This is a genomic window from Saccharothrix espanaensis DSM 44229, from assembly GCF_000328705.1.
Taxonomy (GTDB): Bacteria; Actinomycetota; Actinomycetes; order Mycobacteriales; family Pseudonocardiaceae; genus Actinosynnema; species Actinosynnema espanaense.
This window is the reverse complement of sequence record NC_019673.1, coordinates 45,553-61,055: the sequence shown is the minus strand read 5'-3', so window position 1 is coordinate 61,055 and position 15,503 is coordinate 45,553. Positions and strand designations below refer to the sequence as shown.

The following is a 15,503-nucleotide window of genomic DNA, read 5'->3' as shown; positions in this document are numbered from 1 at the left end:
GCCGGAGGGCCGGTGACGCGAGGTCACCTGCGCGGTCCACCGACCCGGGCGGCGCGGTCGAGCGCCCCAGTTCGGTGGCGCGGTCGAGCGTCCCGGGTCGGTGGCGCGGTCGGGTCGGGTGCGGGCCGGTCAGCGGCCGGCGGCGTAGCCCTGGTTGCCGCGGGCGTTGGCGGCGGCGCGGAGGAAGCCGTCGTGCGGGTCCCGGGACACCGCGGACATCCGGCCGAGCGACCACGGGCCCGCGTCGACCACCTGGTGACCGCGGTCCCGCAGCGACTCCAGCGCCGCCGCGCCCAGCCGCGACTCGACCACCAGCTCGCCGGGCGTCCACGCCCTCGGGTAGAACGAGCTCGGGAACGCGTTGCTGTGCCACATCGGCGAGTCGATGGCCTCCTGGAGGTTCAGGCCGCCGACGGTGTGCGCCAGCCAGAACCCGAGCTGCCACTGGTCCTGCTGGTCGCCGCCGGGCGTGCCGAAGCCGAGGGCCGGCTCGCCGTCGCGCAGCGCCAGCGTCGGGGACAGCGTGATCCTCGGCCGCTTGCCGGGGGCGAGGGTGTTGGGCAGGCCCTCGTCCAGCCAGAACATCTGCGCGCGGGTGCCCAGGCAGAACCCGAGCGACGGGATGGTCGGCGACGACTGGAGCCAGCCGCCGGACGGGGTGGCCGACACCAGGTTGCCCCAGCGGTCCACCACGTCGATGTGCACCGTGTCGCCGCGGACCGCGCCGGTCCGCGAGACGGTGGGCTCGCCGAGCGCGCCACCGCCGTCGGTGACGATGGCGGAACGGCCGGCGAGCACGTGCCGCGGCAGCACCGGGTCCCGCCCGTCCGGGGACCCGGGGCGCAGTTCGAGGGAGGCGGTCTCCCCGACCAGAGCGCTGCGGGCTTGCGCGTAGTCCTTCGACAGCAGGGTGTCCAGCGGCACGTCCGCGCTGTCGCCGTACCAGGCCTCGCGGTCGGCGAAGGCCAGCTTGGCGCACTCCACCGCCAGGTGCACCGTCTCGGGCGTCGGCACGCCGTCGACGTAGGACAGCCGGTCGCCGAACGACTCCAGCAGCCGCAACTGCTGCAACAGCACCGGTCCCTGCGACCACGCGCCGATCTTCGCGACCGTCCACCCGTCGAAGTCCGCGGTCACCGCGTCCTCGTAGGTCGCCTGCCAGGACGCCATGTCCTGCCCGGTCAGCACGCCCGCGTGGTCGGCACCGGAGTCGTCGCGGAACGCGGTCCGGCAGAACTCCTCCACCTGCGCGGCGACGAAACCCTGCGACCAGGCCCGCCGCGCCGCCTCGATCTGCGCCTCGCGGTCGGTCCCGGCGGCCTCGCCGGCGGCGAGCAGCCACTCCCACGTGTCGGCCAGCTTCGGGTTGCGGAACCGCGCGCCCGGCCGGGGTGCCTTCCCGTCGGCCAGCCACAGCCCCGCCGACGAGCGCCAGTGCTCGCGGAACAGCTCCGAGACCGTCTCGACGGTCGCCGACACGCGCTCCAGCAGCGGGAACCCGTCGCGCGCGTACCCGATGGCGTACCCGAGCACGTCCCGCAGCGACTTGGTCCCGTAGTCGCGCAGCAGCGTCAGCCAGCCGTCCCAGGCGCCCGGCACGGTCGCCGCGAGCAGCCCGCTGCCCGGCACCAGGTCCAGGCCCAGGCCGCGGTAGTGGTCGGTGGTCGCCCCGGCCGGGGCGACGCCCTGGCCGCACAGCACCTTCGGGGTCGCCTCGCCCGCCGCGGTGAACACCACGGGCACCTCGCCGCCCGGACCGTTCAGGTGCGGCTCGACGACTTGCAGCACGAAGCCCGCGGTGACGGCCGCGTCGAACGCGTTGCCGCCGTCCTCCAGCACGGCCATGCCCGCGCTGGAGGCGAGCCAGTGCGTGGACGCGACCATGCCGTGGGTACCGACGAGTTCAGGGCGGGTTGTGAACACGCGGACAACCTACGTGGACATCCCATCTTTGGTTAACCAGGCGAACTAAATTGTGTCCTGATGTACGACGGTCGGCTCAACCGGCTGCCGCGGGCTGCCTGCGCCCGAGCCCCCGCAACGCCAAACCCGCGCGGTGCAAGGCGTCCGCGTCGAGGTGGTTGCGGGTGTCGAGGACCACGACACCGCTCATCAGGTCGGCCACCCGACCCCAGTCCAGGGCCCGGAACTCGGGCCACTCCGTGAGCAACACCACCGCGTCGGCGTCCCGGACGGCCAGGTAGGCGTCGTCCACGACGGTCATCCCGACCAGCGGCCGGCCGATCTCGGGGTCGTGCGCGACCAGCTCGGCGCCCTCGAAGGCGAGCAGCTCGGCCACCGCCAGCGCCGGCGAGTCCCGCAGGTCGTTGGTGCCCGCCTTGAACGCCAGCCCGAGGATGCCGATCCGGGCACCGGCGAGCGTGCCGCCGACCGCGTCGCGCACCTTGTCCACCACCCGCCGCTGCTGCCGCCGGTTGGTGTCGATGGTGGACCGGACCAGGTCGAAGTCGACCCCCACCGACTCCGCGATCCGCACCATGGCGTGGGTGTCCTTGGGCAGGCACGACCCGCCCCAGCCGGGTCCGGGCCGCAGGAACGACTGGCCGATCCGCCGGTCGTGGCCCATGCCGTCGGTCACCGCCGAGACGTCCGCCCCGACCAGCTCGCACAGCTCGGCGATCGCGTTCACGTAGGACAGCTTCATCGCCAGGAAGCAGTTGGCGGCGTACTTGACCATCTCGGCGCTGGCCGCGTCCATCAGCACGGTCGGCGCGCCGAGCTTGGCGAACAGCGCGGCGACCCGCTCGGCGGCCTGCGGCGAGTCGGAGCCGACGACGATCCGGTCCGGGTGCAGGAAGTCGCGCACGGCGCTGCCCTCGCGCAGGAACTCCGGGTTCGACACCACGGCCACGTCCTCCCGGCCGACCAGGTCCGCGACCCGCGTCGAGGTGCCGACCGGGACCGTGGACTTGCACACCACGACCGTCCCGTACGGGAGCACCTCGCGCAGGTCACGGGCCACCGACTCGACCGCGGACAGGTCCGCCGCGCCACCCAAGCCCATCGGCGTGGGCAGGCACAGGAACACCACCTCGGCGTCGGCCACGGCGGCCCGCGCGCCCTCCACGAACTCCAGCCGCCCGGCGGCCTGGCCCTCGGTGACCAGCTCGGTCAGCCCCGGTTCGAGGATGTCGACCTGGCCCGCGCGCAGCCGGGCGACCTTCAGCGTGTCCACGTCGGCGCAGACGACCCGATGCCCCAGGGAGGCCAGGCAGGCCCCCGTGGTCAGGCCCACGTAACCCGTTCCCACGACCGCGATCCGTCGGACGAACATGGTCCAGACGGTCGCAGCCGAAGTTGGCCGTGGGTGGAACTTGAGTTGTATGCGGAGAGTGAGGTGGGTAGTCCTCTGGGGGTACTCGGGAACAGCCCTGGCGGCGGACGCGCGAGCACGCCCGGCGGGTGCATCGTTCAGGTATGGAACTGCTGCTGATCTTGGCCATCTTCGCCGGGCTGGCGCTGGTGGCGGCCGTGCCCTTGGTCGCATTGCTGCACCTGTCCGAGCACCGCGCGCTGAACGGCCGTTAACCTCCAGACCCGGCAGGGTCGCTGGGCAACGGAGGGTGTGGCATGAAGATCGAGGGAACCGCGGCGATCGTCACCGGCGGCGCGTCCGGCCTGGGCAACGCGACGGCGCGGGCGCTGGCCGCGAAGGGCGCGAGCGTGTTCGCCCTGGACATCCGGGTGGACGACGCGGAACCCGTCGAGGGCGTCACCTACCTGGCCGCCGACGTGACCTCCGAGGAGGACGTGCAGGCCGCGGTCGACACCGCCGCCGGCTCCGGCAGCCCGCTGCGCGTGGTGGTCAACTGCGCGGGCATCGGCCCGTCCACCCGCACCGTCGGCAAGACCGGCCCGCACCCGCTGGACCTCTACCGCAAGGTCATCGACGTGAACCTGGTCGGCACGTTCAACGTGCTGCGGCTCGCGGCGGCGGCGATGGGCAGGTCCGAGCCGCTGGAGCACGGCCAGCGCGGCATCGTGATCAACACCGCCTCCATCGCGGCCTACGACGGGCAGATCGGCCAGGTCGCCTACGCCTCGTCCAAGGCGGCCGTGGTCGGCATGACGCTGCCGGCCGCGCGCGACCTGTCGTCGGTGGGCGTGCGGGTGATGACGATCGCGCCGGGCATCGTGGACACGCCGATGCTGGCCACCGTCTCCGAGGAGTTCCGCGCGGGCCTGGCGGCGGGCGTGCCGTTCCCCAAGCGGCTGGCGCTGCCCGAGGAGTACGCGCAGCTCGCCGTCTCGATCGTGGAGCACGATTACCTCAACGGCGAGGTCATCCGGATGGACGGCGCCCTGCGCATGGCGCCTCGCTAGGTACAGCAGCCGGTCTGTGCAGGCAACGCGCTTCCGCACCGCGGCCGGTACTCCGTCGGGACCCGTCCGATGCATTCAGCGGTGTGCGGCAGTCAACACGATGGGGCATTGCCCACTTGCCCACATGTCACTAGGCTCAAGACAGCCGCCGACACCATCCAGCCACCACTGCACCATCCCCAGGCCTTCACGAGCGAGTTACTGGGGTGACAGTGACGGCTTGCTCGGCCCTGCTCGCAACTTGATCGAGGGGCTCACCATGACGACACTCGAGGGATTCCGCCCCATCGCCGAAGTAGCCGCCGACGAGCGCTCGCGCATCGCATTCGGCAAGGCGGGAGTCCACAAAGACGACCGCTACGCCGTCTCGATCAACGACGAAGGCGCTATCCTGCTCACCCCGCTGGCCAGCATCCCGAAGCGCGAGTTGATGGTCTGGCAGAACGACGAGCTGAGGGCATCACTGTTCCGCGGCCTGGCGGACGCCGCAGAGGGCAAGGTGCAGAAGCTCGACTGGGTCACCGCCGACGTCGAGATCGACGAAGAGGACGAGTGAGCGCTCCACCCTACGAACTCCTGTACACGGCCGAGGCTTCAGCAGTTCTGGAGCATCTTCGAGGGAAGCAGCAGTACGCCAAGAAGCTCAAGAAGATCCGGAAAGCGCTGACCCAGCTGGAGCAGTTGGGTCCGCGCTACCCGGCGTTGCGCTCGCACCAATACCAGTCGGTGCCAGGGCCGAACGGCGCTCAGCTGTGGGAGTCCTACGTCGAGAACAACACTCCCTCAGCTTGGCGGATATGGTGGATCTACGGCCTTGGGGAAGATCAAATCACGATTGTGACGGTCGGCCCGCACCCGTGAACACCCTGCGCTTCGACAGGACATGCCTCCGCAATGGTTGCCACAGGCCCCCTGTACCGCAGTCGGCGCGGCCTCTTCCGCAGTTGATGTGCCCTTGGTGACGGTGCTGAGCGGATGGCCCCCGCCAGGAAAGGTGCCCTCCGGGCTCGGCACCGGCGGGTGACAGCTGCGGGAACACGTCAGGGGTGGCCGAAGCGAGGCCGGACCGGTGGGCGACCTCAGCGGCGGCCCACGCCTGAGGGAAACTGCCGACGTTCGCCAGGACGAAGCCCGTCCCCACGACGACGTCGGCCACGCTCCGGTCGGCCGCGCCCTCGGACTCGTGGTGCGGGGTCAGGGTGGCCAGGTCGACCGCTCCGGCCACTCGGAGTTCCGCCCCCGAGGACGACGCGGACGACCGCGTCCGACCCGGCGGCCGGTCGCGTCCGGTGTCGGAGCAGCCGGCGAATCGCGGCCGGACGTGCCGCCTTCGCCGGGAGCGTCAGAGGTCGCCGGCGAACGGGAGGCCGGCCATCGCGTCCGAGGTCATCCACTCGCGCAGCGCGTGGGTGGCGCGGACGTCGTCCTCGTTGTACTCCAGCAGCCGCCGGCGCTGGTCCGGTTCGGGTGGCGGGCCGTCCATGCCGACCGCGTCGCGGTACCAGCGCATGGAGTTCTCGCCGCCCGCCTCCGGGTCGCGCCAGGAGAACCCGGCGACCGGGGCGATCGTCTTGAGGCCCTTGCCGTGGGCGCACAGGAACTGCTCCTGGACGATGCCGAACAGGTCCACCCACGAGTCGGACGTGATGAACTCGCGCACCTGCGCGACGGTCGGGATGCCGGGCCGGCCCTTGAACCGCTCGGCCGAGCCGAGCAGCCAGCGGTTCTCGGCGAGCTCGTTGTAGCAGTACGCGCGGAAGGTCAGGCCGCGGGCGCGGGCGCGCAGCCGGACGCCGGTCAGCCAGCCCCAGAACTCGGCGAACGACCGGGCCTCGTCGTCGCACGGCAGCGGGTCCCAGGTGGCGAACGCGCGGTAGCCGGGCTCCTCGCCGACGTCCGCGCCGGACAGCCAGCAGCCCCACATGTACGCGCCGAGGTCGCCGAAGCTCTCCATGTCGACGTCCACCTCGACGTCCGCGCGCGGCACGTCCATGTACGGGAACCGCCGCACCACCGTGAGGTCGCGCAGCCACGCCCGCGCCAGGATCACCGCGTCCGGGTAGAGCATCCCGACCAGCGGGGTGGCCGGCGGCACCTGCGGGTCGAGCGCGGCCAGGTCGTCCACCGTGGACACGCCGATCTTGCGCAGCGCGACGGCGTCCTCGCCGCGCACGACCAGGCTGACGTCCCGCGCGTCCTTCAGGTCGACCTCGCACACCGGCCACCACGGGCAGGACCGGCACTCCACGATCCGCGACGGCCGGGCCAGCGGGTGCGCGCCGGTCGTGGCGGCGGTGGCGACGGCCAGCCGGTCGGAGAACCGGGAGTCGTACTCGGCCAGCGCGGTCCGGCCGCCGGGCCAGGTGGGCGATTCGAGGTCGTGCCACACGACGACGTCGCCGTCCATGCCGACCACGCCGCCGTAGGAGCGGCCTGCCGCGGCGAACCCGGAGGCCTGCAACTGGCGCTGGGCGTGGGCCAGGCGGAGCTGGTCGCGGGGCTGCGGGCGGACCTTGCGCAGCGGGTCGACGCGCGCGCCGCCGGGCAGCGGGTGCGACAGCGGCGACGTGCGCGCGCCGGTGCCCGGGTCGGTGACCTTGTGCCGCACGACCAGCACCGGCACGTACCCGGTGGTGTCCTTGACCAGCAGGTCGATGCCGCCGCGCCGGCCGCCGCGCTCGTCGCGGGGCAGCGCCGCGCCCCAGATGAACCGGGCGCCGGCGGCCATCGCGGCGGCGGTGACCCGTTCGCGGTCGGCGCTGGGCACGTCCTGCGGGACCTCCAGCAGCTCCGAGCCGACGACCCGGCCGAGCGCCTCGGCGACGACCCGCCGGTGCTCGGTCGCGTCGGCCTTGCGCAGTTGACCGGTCGGGTCCGGCGGCGCTTTCGGGGCGTCGCGCATCGCTGGATCGTGTTCGAGGTGCACCCGCCGCCGGCAACGAGTGACCACGCCGGCGTCCAACTGCACCTGGGAAGTCACGGCAAAAGGGTATGCCGCCGCGCCGACGCTTGTACCGGCAACCTGATCGCCGGGGTCGATCTTCCGTGCGCGACACCCGACCGACCTCTAGTGTTCCGGTCAGGAGGTGCGGCGATGGCACGCGAACGGAGCAAGGGCTTCACGCCCGGCCGGGCGAAGAACCTGGTCGGTGTGGCCAAGGTCGTCGCGCCCGCGCTGATCCCCGTGGTGGCGCCGCTGGCGGCCCGCGCCGCGGCCGCGGTGAGCGACCGCTACGACCAGTACCGGGCCCGCAAACTGGGCGTTCCGGTGGACGAGCTGTCCCGGTACTCGGGGCACGGCGCGCGCCTCTACGCCCGGATCACCGGGTTCGCGCAGGCGTTGGAGGACGTACGCGGCCAAGACCGCGAGTACGTGGAGTCGACCGAGGCGCGCCTCACCCAGCTCACGGCGGCGGTGCGGGCGTCCGAGCGGATGCCCACACCGCGCCGCAAGGCCGCGCACCGGGCCGTGGGCGCGGACCTCGACGTGCTGGAAGCCGAGCTGCTCAGGCGCCTGGGCGTGTCCTGACGATCTGCTCGACGGTGAGCAGCGCGGTCTCCTCGGGCCCGAAGCAGACCTCTTCCATCACCTCGGCCACCCGCTCCTCGCGCCGGATCATCGGGTCGCTGCGCAGGTCGCGCGCCAGCGACACGCACAGCCCGACCATGACCACCGCGAACGGCAGCGCGGCGATGATCGTCAGGTTCTGCAGCCCGGTCAGCGCGTTCGAGCCGCCGACCAGCAGCATCACCGCCGCGACGGCACCGGTCAGCACGCCCCAGAACACCACGACGCCCTTCGACGGCGTGATCGAGCCGCGCTGCGAGAGCGTGCCCATCACCACCGACGCGGCGTCCGCGCCGGACACGAAGAAGATCGCCACCAGGACGATCACCAGCACCGAGGCGACACCGGCCAGCGGGAACTGATCGAGCATCCCGAACAACTGGCTCTCCGCCGACGACTGCCCGGCCAGGTCGGTGCCGGTCCGCTGGAGGTGGATCGCGGTGCCGCCGAACACGCAGAACCAGATCAGGCTGACCGCGCTGGGCACGCCGATCACGCCGGTCACGAACTGCCGGATGGTGCGGCCCCGGCTGATCCGGGCGATGAACATGCCGACGAACGGCGTCCACGAGATCCACCACGCCCAGTAGAAGATCGTCCAGCCGGACAGCCACGCCTCGGTGGCGTCGCCGCCGGACGCGGCGGTGCGGCCCGCCATGTCGGCCAGGTCGCGGAAGTAGTCGCCGATCGCGGCCGGGACCAGGTTCAGCACGAACACCGTCGGCCCGACCACGAACACGAACGCCGCCAGCACCACGGCCAGCACCATGTTGGTGTTCGACAGCCACTGGATGCCCTTGGCCACCCCGGACACCGCCGACGCGACGAACACCACGGTCAGCACCGCGATGATGCCCACCAGCACGGCGTTGCCGACGTCCCAGCCGGCCGAGGTGAGCCCGCTGCCGATCTGCAGCGCGCCCAGCCCCAGCGAGGCGGCCGAGCCGAACAGGGTGGCGAAGATGGCCAGCACGTCGATCGCCCTGCCCGCCGGACCGCCCGCCCGGCGCTCGCCGAGCAGCGGGGCGAACGCGGCGCTGATCAGCTGGCTGCGCCCGCGCCGGAAGCTGCCGTAGGCGATGGCCAGGCCGACCACGGCGTAGATCGCCCACGGGTGGACCGTCCAGTGGAACAGGGTGGTCGCCATGGCGGTCTGCAGGGCCGCGTCGCTCTCGGCGGCGACCGTGCCCGGTGGTGGTTTCACGAAGTGGGACAGCGGCTCGTTGACGCCGTAGAACATCAGGCCGATGCCCATGCCCGCGCTGAACATCATCGCGATCCAGGAGACCGTCCTGAACTCGGGCCGCTCGTCGTCGCGACCGAGCGGGATCCGACCGTAGCGGCTGACCGCCAACCACACCGCGAACAGCACGAAACCGGACGCGACCAGCACGAACGCCCAGCCGAGGTGGCCGATGACCCAGTCCAGGGCGGCCTTGGCGGCCGAGGCCAGCGACTCCGTGCCGAAGACCCCCCACACCAGGAAACCGAGCGCGACAGCGGCGGCGACGCCGAAGACGACGGGGTCGATCCGGCTGGGCCGCTCGGCCCGCGGTTCACCTGGCAGCGGCTGTTCGATGGGTTCAGGCACGGTCTTCACGGGTAGCCCTTACCCCCGTTCGGCGCAACACAAACCCCCCGACCACCGGAGCGGCTCACACCTTCGGGCGCCGGTCTCCTACGCTCTGTGCATGACCCGACGTCCGGCCTCGACCCGCCTCGCGCGGGCCGTTCTACTGGCCGTGACGTCCGCAGCACTCAGCGTGGCGGCTCACGGGGCGGCCGGGGGCGATCTGACCGAGTTCGCGCCCGCGCTCCCGCTGACCGCGCTGATCGCCCTCGCCGGCACCGCGCTCGCCGAGCGCCGGCGCGGCCCGTGGCCGGTCCTGGCCACGCTCGGCGCGGCGCAGGTCGGTCAGCACACGCTGCTCAGCCTGGGCCACCACGCCCCCGACGGACCCGGACTGGGCTTCGGCCCGCTGACCATGACCGCCGCGCACGTGGTCGCCGGGCTGCTCACCGGCCTGCTGCTGGCCAGGGCGGACAGCGCGCTGTCCGCCCTGGTGTCGGCGGCGTCCCGGCTGCGGCCGGTCCTGGTCTCGTTCACGCCCGTGGAGCACCGGACGTGCCCGCTGCCGTCGTCCCCGACGCCGGACACGTTGACCGCCGTGGTGCTGCGGCGCGTGAACGGCCGTCGGGGGCCGCCCGTACTCCTGATCACCCGACCCGGTTGACACACCCCTCTGGTCAAATCAGGAGACACAACTCCATGTCGACAAATCGTTTTGGCGCGCGCACGTTCGCCAAGGGCGGTGCCGTGCTCGCGGTCGCCGCCTTCCTCGCGCTGGGCACGGCGGGCCTCGCGTCGGCGCACGTGACCGCGTCCACCCCCAAGGACGCCGTCCAGGGCGGCTACACCAAGGTCACCATCCGGGTGCCCAACGAGCGGCCGGCCAACGGCACCGTGAAGCTGGAGCTCACGCTGCCCGCCGAGTACCCGCTGGCGTCGGTGAGCACCAAGCCCACCGCGGGCTGGAAGGTCGAGGCCGTCAAGGGCAAGCTCGACAAGCCGGTGCAGAGCCACGGCCGCGAGATCACCGAGGCGGTCCGCTCGGTCGTGTGGACCGCCGACCCGGGCGTCCGGATCGAGCCCGGCCAGTTCAACGAGTTCGACCTGTCCATCGGCCCGCTGCCGGACAACACCGACAAGCTGATCATGCCGACCAAGCAGACCTACGACAACGGCGAGGTCGTGGACTGGAACGCCCCGCCGCCCGCCGAGGGCGCGGAGGAGCCGGAGAAGCCCGCGCCGGTGCTCAACCTGGTCAAGAAGACCGAGGGCGCCGACCACCACGGTGACGCCACCAACGCGTCGGCCAAGACCGACGACCACGCGGCGAGCACGTCGGGCACGGACAACACCGCCCGCTGGCTCGGCGGCGCGGGCCTGGCCGTGGGCGCGCTGGGGCTGGGCTTCGGCACCGGGGCCGTGCTGCGGTCGCGGCGCGCGGGCAAGCCGAACGCATGAGGCGCGCGCTCTCGCTGACCCTGGCCGCGTTCCTCGCGGGCGGCCTGGCGCTGCTCGGCACCGGGACCGCGTCCGCGCACAACGTGCTGGTCAGCAGCGACCCGAAGGACGGCCAGGCGCTGGAGGCCGGCCCGGCCGAGATCACCCTGGTGTTCGACCAGCCGGTGCAGGGCGGTGACAAGTTCAACACCATCACCGTCAAGGGCCCGGACGACACCCGCTGGGAGGACGGCGGCGAGCCCGTCGTCCGGAACAACTCGGTGGTCTTCAAGGTCCGCCCGCTCGGCCCGGCGGCCGAGTACCAGGTGGGCTACCGGATCCTGTCCGCCGACGGGCACCCGGTGTCCGGGAACCTGAAGTTCAGCACCACCAAGGCCGGCGGCGGCACCCCGAACGCGGCGACCGAGACCGCCAAGGCGGGCGAGTCGTCGTCCGACGAGGGCGGCGGCGTGCCGATCTGGGTGTGGATCATCGGCGCGGTCGTGCTGCTGGGCGGCGGCGTGTTCTTCGCCCTGCGCGGCGGCTCGGGTGCCGGCTCCGGCCCGGGTTCCGGGGAGTCCACGCGGCGATGACGACGAACCGGACCACCACCCCCGCCAACCGGTACTGGGTACTGGGCGGCCTGCTCGGCGGCGGAGCCGTCGGAGCGTTCCTGGGCCTCGGCCTGTCGACGACCCCGGTGGCCGTCGGCGTCGCCGAGCCGGGGGTGGTGGTCCAGTTCGCCCAACCGCTGGTCAGGACGTTGCTGGACCTGGCCGCCACGGTGGTCGTCGGGCTGAGCCTGCTGCCCAAGCTGCTGGGCTTCTCCCGCCCCACCCTGACCGAACCGGTGATGCGCGTGGCCCGCCCGGCCGCCGTCGTCGGCGCGGCGGTGTGGGTGTTCACGGCGTTGCTGTCGATCGTCGTCCGAGCCTACGAAACCCGGCCGGACGTGCCGGTGACCATGGGTTCGGTGGTCGACTACGTACAACGCGTCGGCGCCGGGCAGGGGTTGTTGTTCAGCGCGGTGTGCGCGTTGATCTACTTGTGGATCGGCGTCCTGGCGGTCCGCAAGGGCGAGTCGGTACCGGCCGAACTGCGCATCCTCGTGTCGATGTTCGGGTTGCTGCCGCTGCCGGTGACGGGCCACGCGTCGAACTGGAAGTACCACGACTACTCCATGATCTCGATGGAGCTGCACGTCCTGGGCGCGGCAGCGTGGACCGGCGGCCTGGCCGCGCTGATCGCCCTGGTGGCCCACCGCCGGGGCCTGCTGGCGGAGGCGTTGCCGAAGTTCTCGAAACTGGCCACGGTGAGCCTGGCCGTGGTGTCGGTGACAGGACTGTTCAACGGCCTGCTGGAACTGGCCCTGAACCCGGTGATCACGTTGCCGGGGTCGTTGTTCACGACGTCGTACGGCCTGATCCTGGTCGGGAAGATCGTGTGCGCGGCCGTGCTGGCGGTCCTGGGCGCGAACATCCGATGGCGGATGCTGCCGAACATCGCACAGCACAAGACGACCGCGATCGTGGGCTGGGCGGCGTTCGAACTGGCCGTGATGGGCGTGGCCTTCGGCCTCGCCGTCGTCCTCTCCCGCGCCCCGGTGGCCTAGCCGATTTGGATCTTTCCGGATATCCCTTCGAGACCCGTGCAGCCATCTTCGCGGTCGATTCCCAGAATTTGGAGATCGAGTGCTGCCAACGGCCTGAAGTCGCCATCGAAATCCTTGAGGTCCAACAGGTAGAGCGATTTCAGCAGCACGAGCCGGGCGAGCGGGGCCAGGTTCCGGACTCGCATGTCCTGCAACACCAGAAAATGCAGCGACTCCGGCAGCAGACCGAGATCGACGTGGTCGAAGCTGGACAGGTTGAGACTTCCGATCTGACCAAACACCCGTGAGGCGTTGCCCAATTTCGCCTCCAGTGGCCGGTGCAGGCTTATGCCCCACACTGACGGAATGCAGTCGAAATCGGACAGCCTGGCGTCGGAGTATCCCGCCAGCGACAGGTGCCCGAGTTCGCGGAAGTCGGCGATGGGCGACAAATCTTCAGTACTCTCCACGCCAAACAGGGAGAGGCGCTGCAAGTGCCGACTGGAACCCAACGCGACCAGGTCATGGTCCTTTGACGGATCAAGGGTCACGCCCAAACCCACCAATTCCGGGATGTCCGCGAAGAACCAGAGGTCTTCGACCGTTTCGTGGGGCCCCAAGTTGATTTTCAGTCGGGTCAGCGCGGGTAGTCGTCGGGTATGGCGGAGCAGTTTCCGAGACCTGATCGTCAGGCCTCCGTTGTTCAGCGGGGACCCCGCACTCAACTCGTTCTGCACCATGTACCGGGTGTCCTGGGCGTACTCGGCGAGCAGCGGCAACGCGTCCGCTGTGCCGGTGAGGGCCGCAACCCGGACCGAGGCGGCGGCCTTCACATCGCAGGTAGCGCAGCACGCGGTGACCGATCGAGGACAGCAACCTCGTCTCCTTCAGGCTGCGCGGTGGCACAAGTTTGTCCTGCACCAGAGCGTCGATCCGGGCGCTCACTTCGGGTGCGATGTCGCGCACGGTTTCAAGGCAGGCAGCTGCCAACAGCCTGAGGTGGCAGGCACGCCATCACGACGGTTTCCCACCAGGTGTCCAAGTGGGCGTGGGAGATCAAGGTCGGTACGTGGTGCTGTTGGATCGCCTCATCCGCCGCCAGGTACTCCAGGAACGTCCGGTGCACGAAGTCGATTCGGCCGGGAACCGGTTCGCGCAGGACGCCGCTGCGTTCCAGCAGGTGGTCGAAGATCGGTTTGGGTTCGATGGTGACGTTCGGCATCCCGGGCAGCTTGCGCCCGATGTGCTCCAACGCATCCGCCGCCGACAGTTCCACCTTGTCCGCCAGCGTCAATCGCCACGCCAGATCCCGCAGCAGCACCCGCTTCTCCACGTCACCCAGCAGGACCGGGATTCCGCGTTCCGCGTCGCGCAGGTGCAGCAGCATCGCCAGCGCCTTGGCGTACAAGTCCATTCGGTTTCGCGGCAACTCCGAGCGGTGTGACAGGTTCAGCGCGCACAACATTGCGCACAGCAACGGGCTCGCCGCCAACTGCCGCAGGTGCGGCCGTTCCAACTGGGCGCGCAACCGACGTTCGGCATCGCCGATTTCCGCGCCGGACAGCTCTGCGGCCTGGTGCCAGCGCTCGACGAAGTCGACGATGTTCAGCGGGTTCATCGGCTCCAAGGTGACCGCTTGGAATTCCTCGGCCGCGAGCCACCGGCTGTCCGCCGCCGCCGTACGAGCCGTCACCACCACGTGGGTGTCCGGGAACGTCGCCAACAAGTCCCGCAGCCACGACTTCACCTCGCGACGCCGACCCGCCGGCACCTCGTCCACACCGTCCACCAACAACATCGCCCGGCCGGCCACCAACTGCCGGTGCACCCAACCCTCCGGCATCACCTGGGCGATCATGGGCGTGCATCGTGAAACGAAGTTCTCGGGGTTGGGCAGGTCGCCGTCGGCGAACGTCCTCAGCCGGACCATGAACGGGACCCGGTCGTTCCAGCCGGCCAGTGCGTCGGAGAGTTCGGCTCGGGCGGCACGTACCGCGAGCCAGTTCACCAGGGTCGTTTTGCCGGAACCCGCATCGCCGCGCAGCAACACCCGTGGGTTGTCGCCGATGGCGGCTTCGACCGGAACGCCCTCGGCGTCCTGGGAATCGTTCCTGGCCAACGGGTCGAACCAGTTCTCCACCTGCACCCGGCCGCGTTTCGCCTTCGCCGAACCCGAGGAGCCGGACACGCTGAGGCTCAGGTAGGCGACCGTCAGAGCCAAGGTCGGCTGTTCGTCGCCGGGCAGGCCCAGCAGTTCCAACCGGTCGAGGGTGGCGGCCAGTGTGGCCAGGTACTCGACGCGGAACAGCTCGTCGCGGTTGGTGCCGGCCGGGGCGTAGAGGCTGGTGGTGGGGGTGCGGGCGAGGAGGTTCTCCAGCTGGTCGGCCTGGGACGTCAGGCGGCTCAGCACCTCGGCCAAGGCCACCGGTTGGAACGACGGCAGGTGCCGGACGACCTGCACCAGGTGCCGGCACGCCAGGTCCAGCGCGAGTTCGTGCAGCTCCTCGGCGCGCGGTGACAGCGACGCCGCCCGGCGCGGGAACTGCGCACGGATGCGTTTGGCCAGCACCTCGGCATCCGCGTCGACCGCCAGCAGGGCCTCGTCCGACAGGTCCACGTCCTCCAGCACGTCGACCACGGCCAGCACCGCCGCCTCGGCCTCGTCCGAGGGCACGTCGGCGAACCGGCCCGACAGCACCGGTGCCAACTGCTCGGCCACCTGCTGGCCGATGCGGCCGACCAGGTTGTCCAGCTTCCGCTGCTGCAACGGCCCCTTGAGCTCCGCCTGCGCCAGCTCCGCCAGGCTCGCCGAGCGCTCGAACGCCGCCCTGCGCCGCCGCAACCAGGACTTCGCGCCCGCCGACGCGATCGTGCCGCCCACCCTCAGCGCGGCGCTCTCCAACCCGACGATGTCCGCCTCCCCCGTCGGCTTGATGCATAACCGACCGGCCGGCGATCGCCGCCGCAAAAATGTCGTACGCGCCTGATCTACT

The 15,503-nt window shown here is 71.2% G+C and carries 14 protein-coding genes; 8 read left to right on the top strand and 6 right to left on the bottom strand.

The window, feature by feature from the left end:
• Positions 1–129 precede the first annotated feature (129 nt).
• Positions 130–1,923 (bottom strand): gamma-glutamyltransferase family protein, encoded by a 1,794-nt coding sequence (locus BN6_RS00285; RefSeq protein ID WP_015097507.1) that lies wholly within the window; start codon positions 1,921–1,923, stop codon positions 130–132.
• Positions 1,924–1,999: 76 nt separating this feature from the next.
• Positions 2,000–3,295 (bottom strand): UDP-glucose dehydrogenase family protein, encoded by a 1,296-nt coding sequence (locus BN6_RS00280; protein WP_015097506.1) that lies wholly within the window; start codon positions 3,293–3,295, stop codon positions 2,000–2,002.
• Positions 3,296–3,591: 296 nt separating this feature from the next.
• Between BN6_RS00280 and BN6_RS00275 the strand changes: the two genes are divergently transcribed.
• The 3 genes from BN6_RS00275 to BN6_RS00265 all read left to right on the top strand — a co-directional run bounded on the left by BN6_RS00275 (position 3,592) and on the right by BN6_RS00265 (position 5,205).
• The gene (locus BN6_RS00275) at positions 3,592–4,344 is read left to right on the top strand and encodes an SDR family NAD(P)-dependent oxidoreductase (RefSeq protein ID WP_015097504.1); all 753 of its coding nucleotides are present in this window, start codon (positions 3,592–3,594) and stop codon (positions 4,342–4,344) included.
• 259 nt (positions 4,345–4,603) lie between these two features.
• Positions 4,604–4,900, top strand: coding sequence for a hypothetical protein (locus tag BN6_RS00270; protein WP_015097503.1), 297 nt, complete (start codon positions 4,604–4,606; stop codon positions 4,898–4,900).
• The gene (locus BN6_RS00265) at positions 4,897–5,205 is read left to right on the top strand and encodes a hypothetical protein (protein ID WP_015097502.1); all 309 of its coding nucleotides are present in this window, start codon (positions 4,897–4,899) and stop codon (positions 5,203–5,205) included. The genes BN6_RS00270 and BN6_RS00265 overlap by 4 nt, the downstream gene beginning before the upstream one ends.
• Before the next feature lie 481 nt (positions 5,206–5,686).
• On the opposite strand, the gene BN6_RS00260 is transcribed toward BN6_RS00265, so the two are convergent.
• Positions 5,687–7,324 carry a TM0106 family RecB-like putative nuclease gene (locus BN6_RS00260; protein WP_041311506.1) on the bottom strand — a complete coding sequence of 546 codons (1,638 nt, stop codon included), beginning with the start codon at positions 7,322–7,324 and terminating at the stop codon, positions 5,687–5,689.
• Positions 7,325–7,438: 114 nt separating this feature from the next.
• Between BN6_RS00260 and BN6_RS00255 the strand changes: the two genes are divergently transcribed.
• Positions 7,439–7,873: a DUF6474 family protein gene (locus BN6_RS00255; RefSeq protein WP_015097499.1), complete on the top strand. Its 435-nt coding sequence runs from the start codon at positions 7,439–7,441 to the stop codon at positions 7,871–7,873.
• Here BN6_RS00255 and BN6_RS00250 read toward each other — a convergent pair.
• On the bottom strand, positions 7,851–9,503 hold the full coding sequence (locus BN6_RS00250) for a BCCT family transporter (protein ID WP_051075913.1): 1,653 nt from the start codon (positions 9,501–9,503) through the stop codon (positions 7,851–7,853). The two genes, BN6_RS00255 and BN6_RS00250, sit on opposite strands and share 23 nt — an antisense overlap.
• A gap of 100 nt (positions 9,504–9,603) precedes the next feature.
• On the opposite strand from BN6_RS00250, the gene BN6_RS00245 reads away from it, so the two are divergent.
• Genes BN6_RS00245 through BN6_RS00230 form a run of 4 tightly spaced genes read left to right on the top strand, consistent with a single transcriptional unit; the run spans position 9,604 to position 12,531 of the window.
• On the top strand, positions 9,604–10,146 hold the full coding sequence (locus tag BN6_RS00245; RefSeq protein WP_041311503.1) for a hypothetical protein: 543 nt from the start codon (positions 9,604–9,606) through the stop codon (positions 10,144–10,146).
• A 35-nt stretch (positions 10,147–10,181) separates the two neighbouring features.
• The gene (locus BN6_RS00240; protein WP_015097496.1) at positions 10,182–10,940 is read left to right on the top strand and encodes a YcnI family copper-binding membrane protein; all 759 of its coding nucleotides are present in this window, start codon (positions 10,182–10,184) and stop codon (positions 10,938–10,940) included.
• Complete coding sequence (locus BN6_RS00235; RefSeq protein ID WP_015097495.1) at positions 10,937–11,512, top strand: copper resistance CopC family protein; 576 nt, start codon at positions 10,937–10,939, stop codon at positions 11,510–11,512. Before BN6_RS00240 ends, BN6_RS00235 begins: the two co-directional genes overlap by 4 nt.
• On the top strand, positions 11,509–12,531 hold the full coding sequence (locus BN6_RS00230; protein WP_015097494.1) for a copper resistance D family protein: 1,023 nt from the start codon (positions 11,509–11,511) through the stop codon (positions 12,529–12,531). Before BN6_RS00235 ends, BN6_RS00230 begins: the two co-directional genes overlap by 4 nt.
• On the opposite strand, the gene BN6_RS44710 is transcribed toward BN6_RS00230, so the two are convergent.
• Together BN6_RS44710 and BN6_RS00225 are read right to left on the bottom strand one after the other, a co-directional pair.
• Complete coding sequence (locus tag BN6_RS44710; RefSeq protein ID WP_015097493.1) at positions 12,528–13,343, bottom strand: hypothetical protein; 816 nt, start codon at positions 13,341–13,343, stop codon at positions 12,528–12,530. The two genes, BN6_RS00230 and BN6_RS44710, sit on opposite strands and share 4 nt — an antisense overlap.
• Positions 13,344–13,480: 137 nt before the next feature.
• Positions 13,481–15,478: an NACHT domain-containing protein gene (locus tag BN6_RS00225; RefSeq protein ID WP_015097492.1), complete on the bottom strand. Its 1,998-nt coding sequence runs from the start codon at positions 15,476–15,478 to the stop codon at positions 13,481–13,483.
• Positions 15,479–15,503: the final 25 nt, after the last annotated feature.

Excerpts from the sequence above, each read along its gene's own strand:
- BN6_RS00280 (WP_015097506.1), bottom strand. The coding sequence starts at position 3,295 with ATGTTCGTCCGACGGATCGCGGTCGTGGGAACGGGTTACGTGGGCCTG.
- BN6_RS00245 (WP_041311503.1), top strand. The coding sequence starts at position 9,604 with ATGACCCGACGTCCGGCCTCGACCCGCCTCGCGCGGGCCGTTCTACTG.
- BN6_RS00240 (WP_015097496.1), top strand. The coding sequence starts at position 10,182 with ATGTCGACAAATCGTTTTGGCGCGCGCACGTTCGCCAAGGGCGGTGCC.
- BN6_RS00230 (WP_015097494.1), top strand. The coding sequence starts at position 11,509 with ATGACGACGAACCGGACCACCACCCCCGCCAACCGGTACTGGGTACTG.
- BN6_RS00275 (WP_015097504.1), top strand. The coding sequence starts at position 3,592 with ATGAAGATCGAGGGAACCGCGGCGATCGTCACCGGCGGCGCGTCCGGC.
- BN6_RS00255 (WP_015097499.1), top strand. The coding sequence starts at position 7,439 with ATGGCACGCGAACGGAGCAAGGGCTTCACGCCCGGCCGGGCGAAGAAC.
- BN6_RS00270 (WP_015097503.1), top strand. The coding sequence starts at position 4,604 with ATGACGACACTCGAGGGATTCCGCCCCATCGCCGAAGTAGCCGCCGAC.
- BN6_RS00235 (WP_015097495.1), top strand. The coding sequence starts at position 10,937 with ATGAGGCGCGCGCTCTCGCTGACCCTGGCCGCGTTCCTCGCGGGCGGC.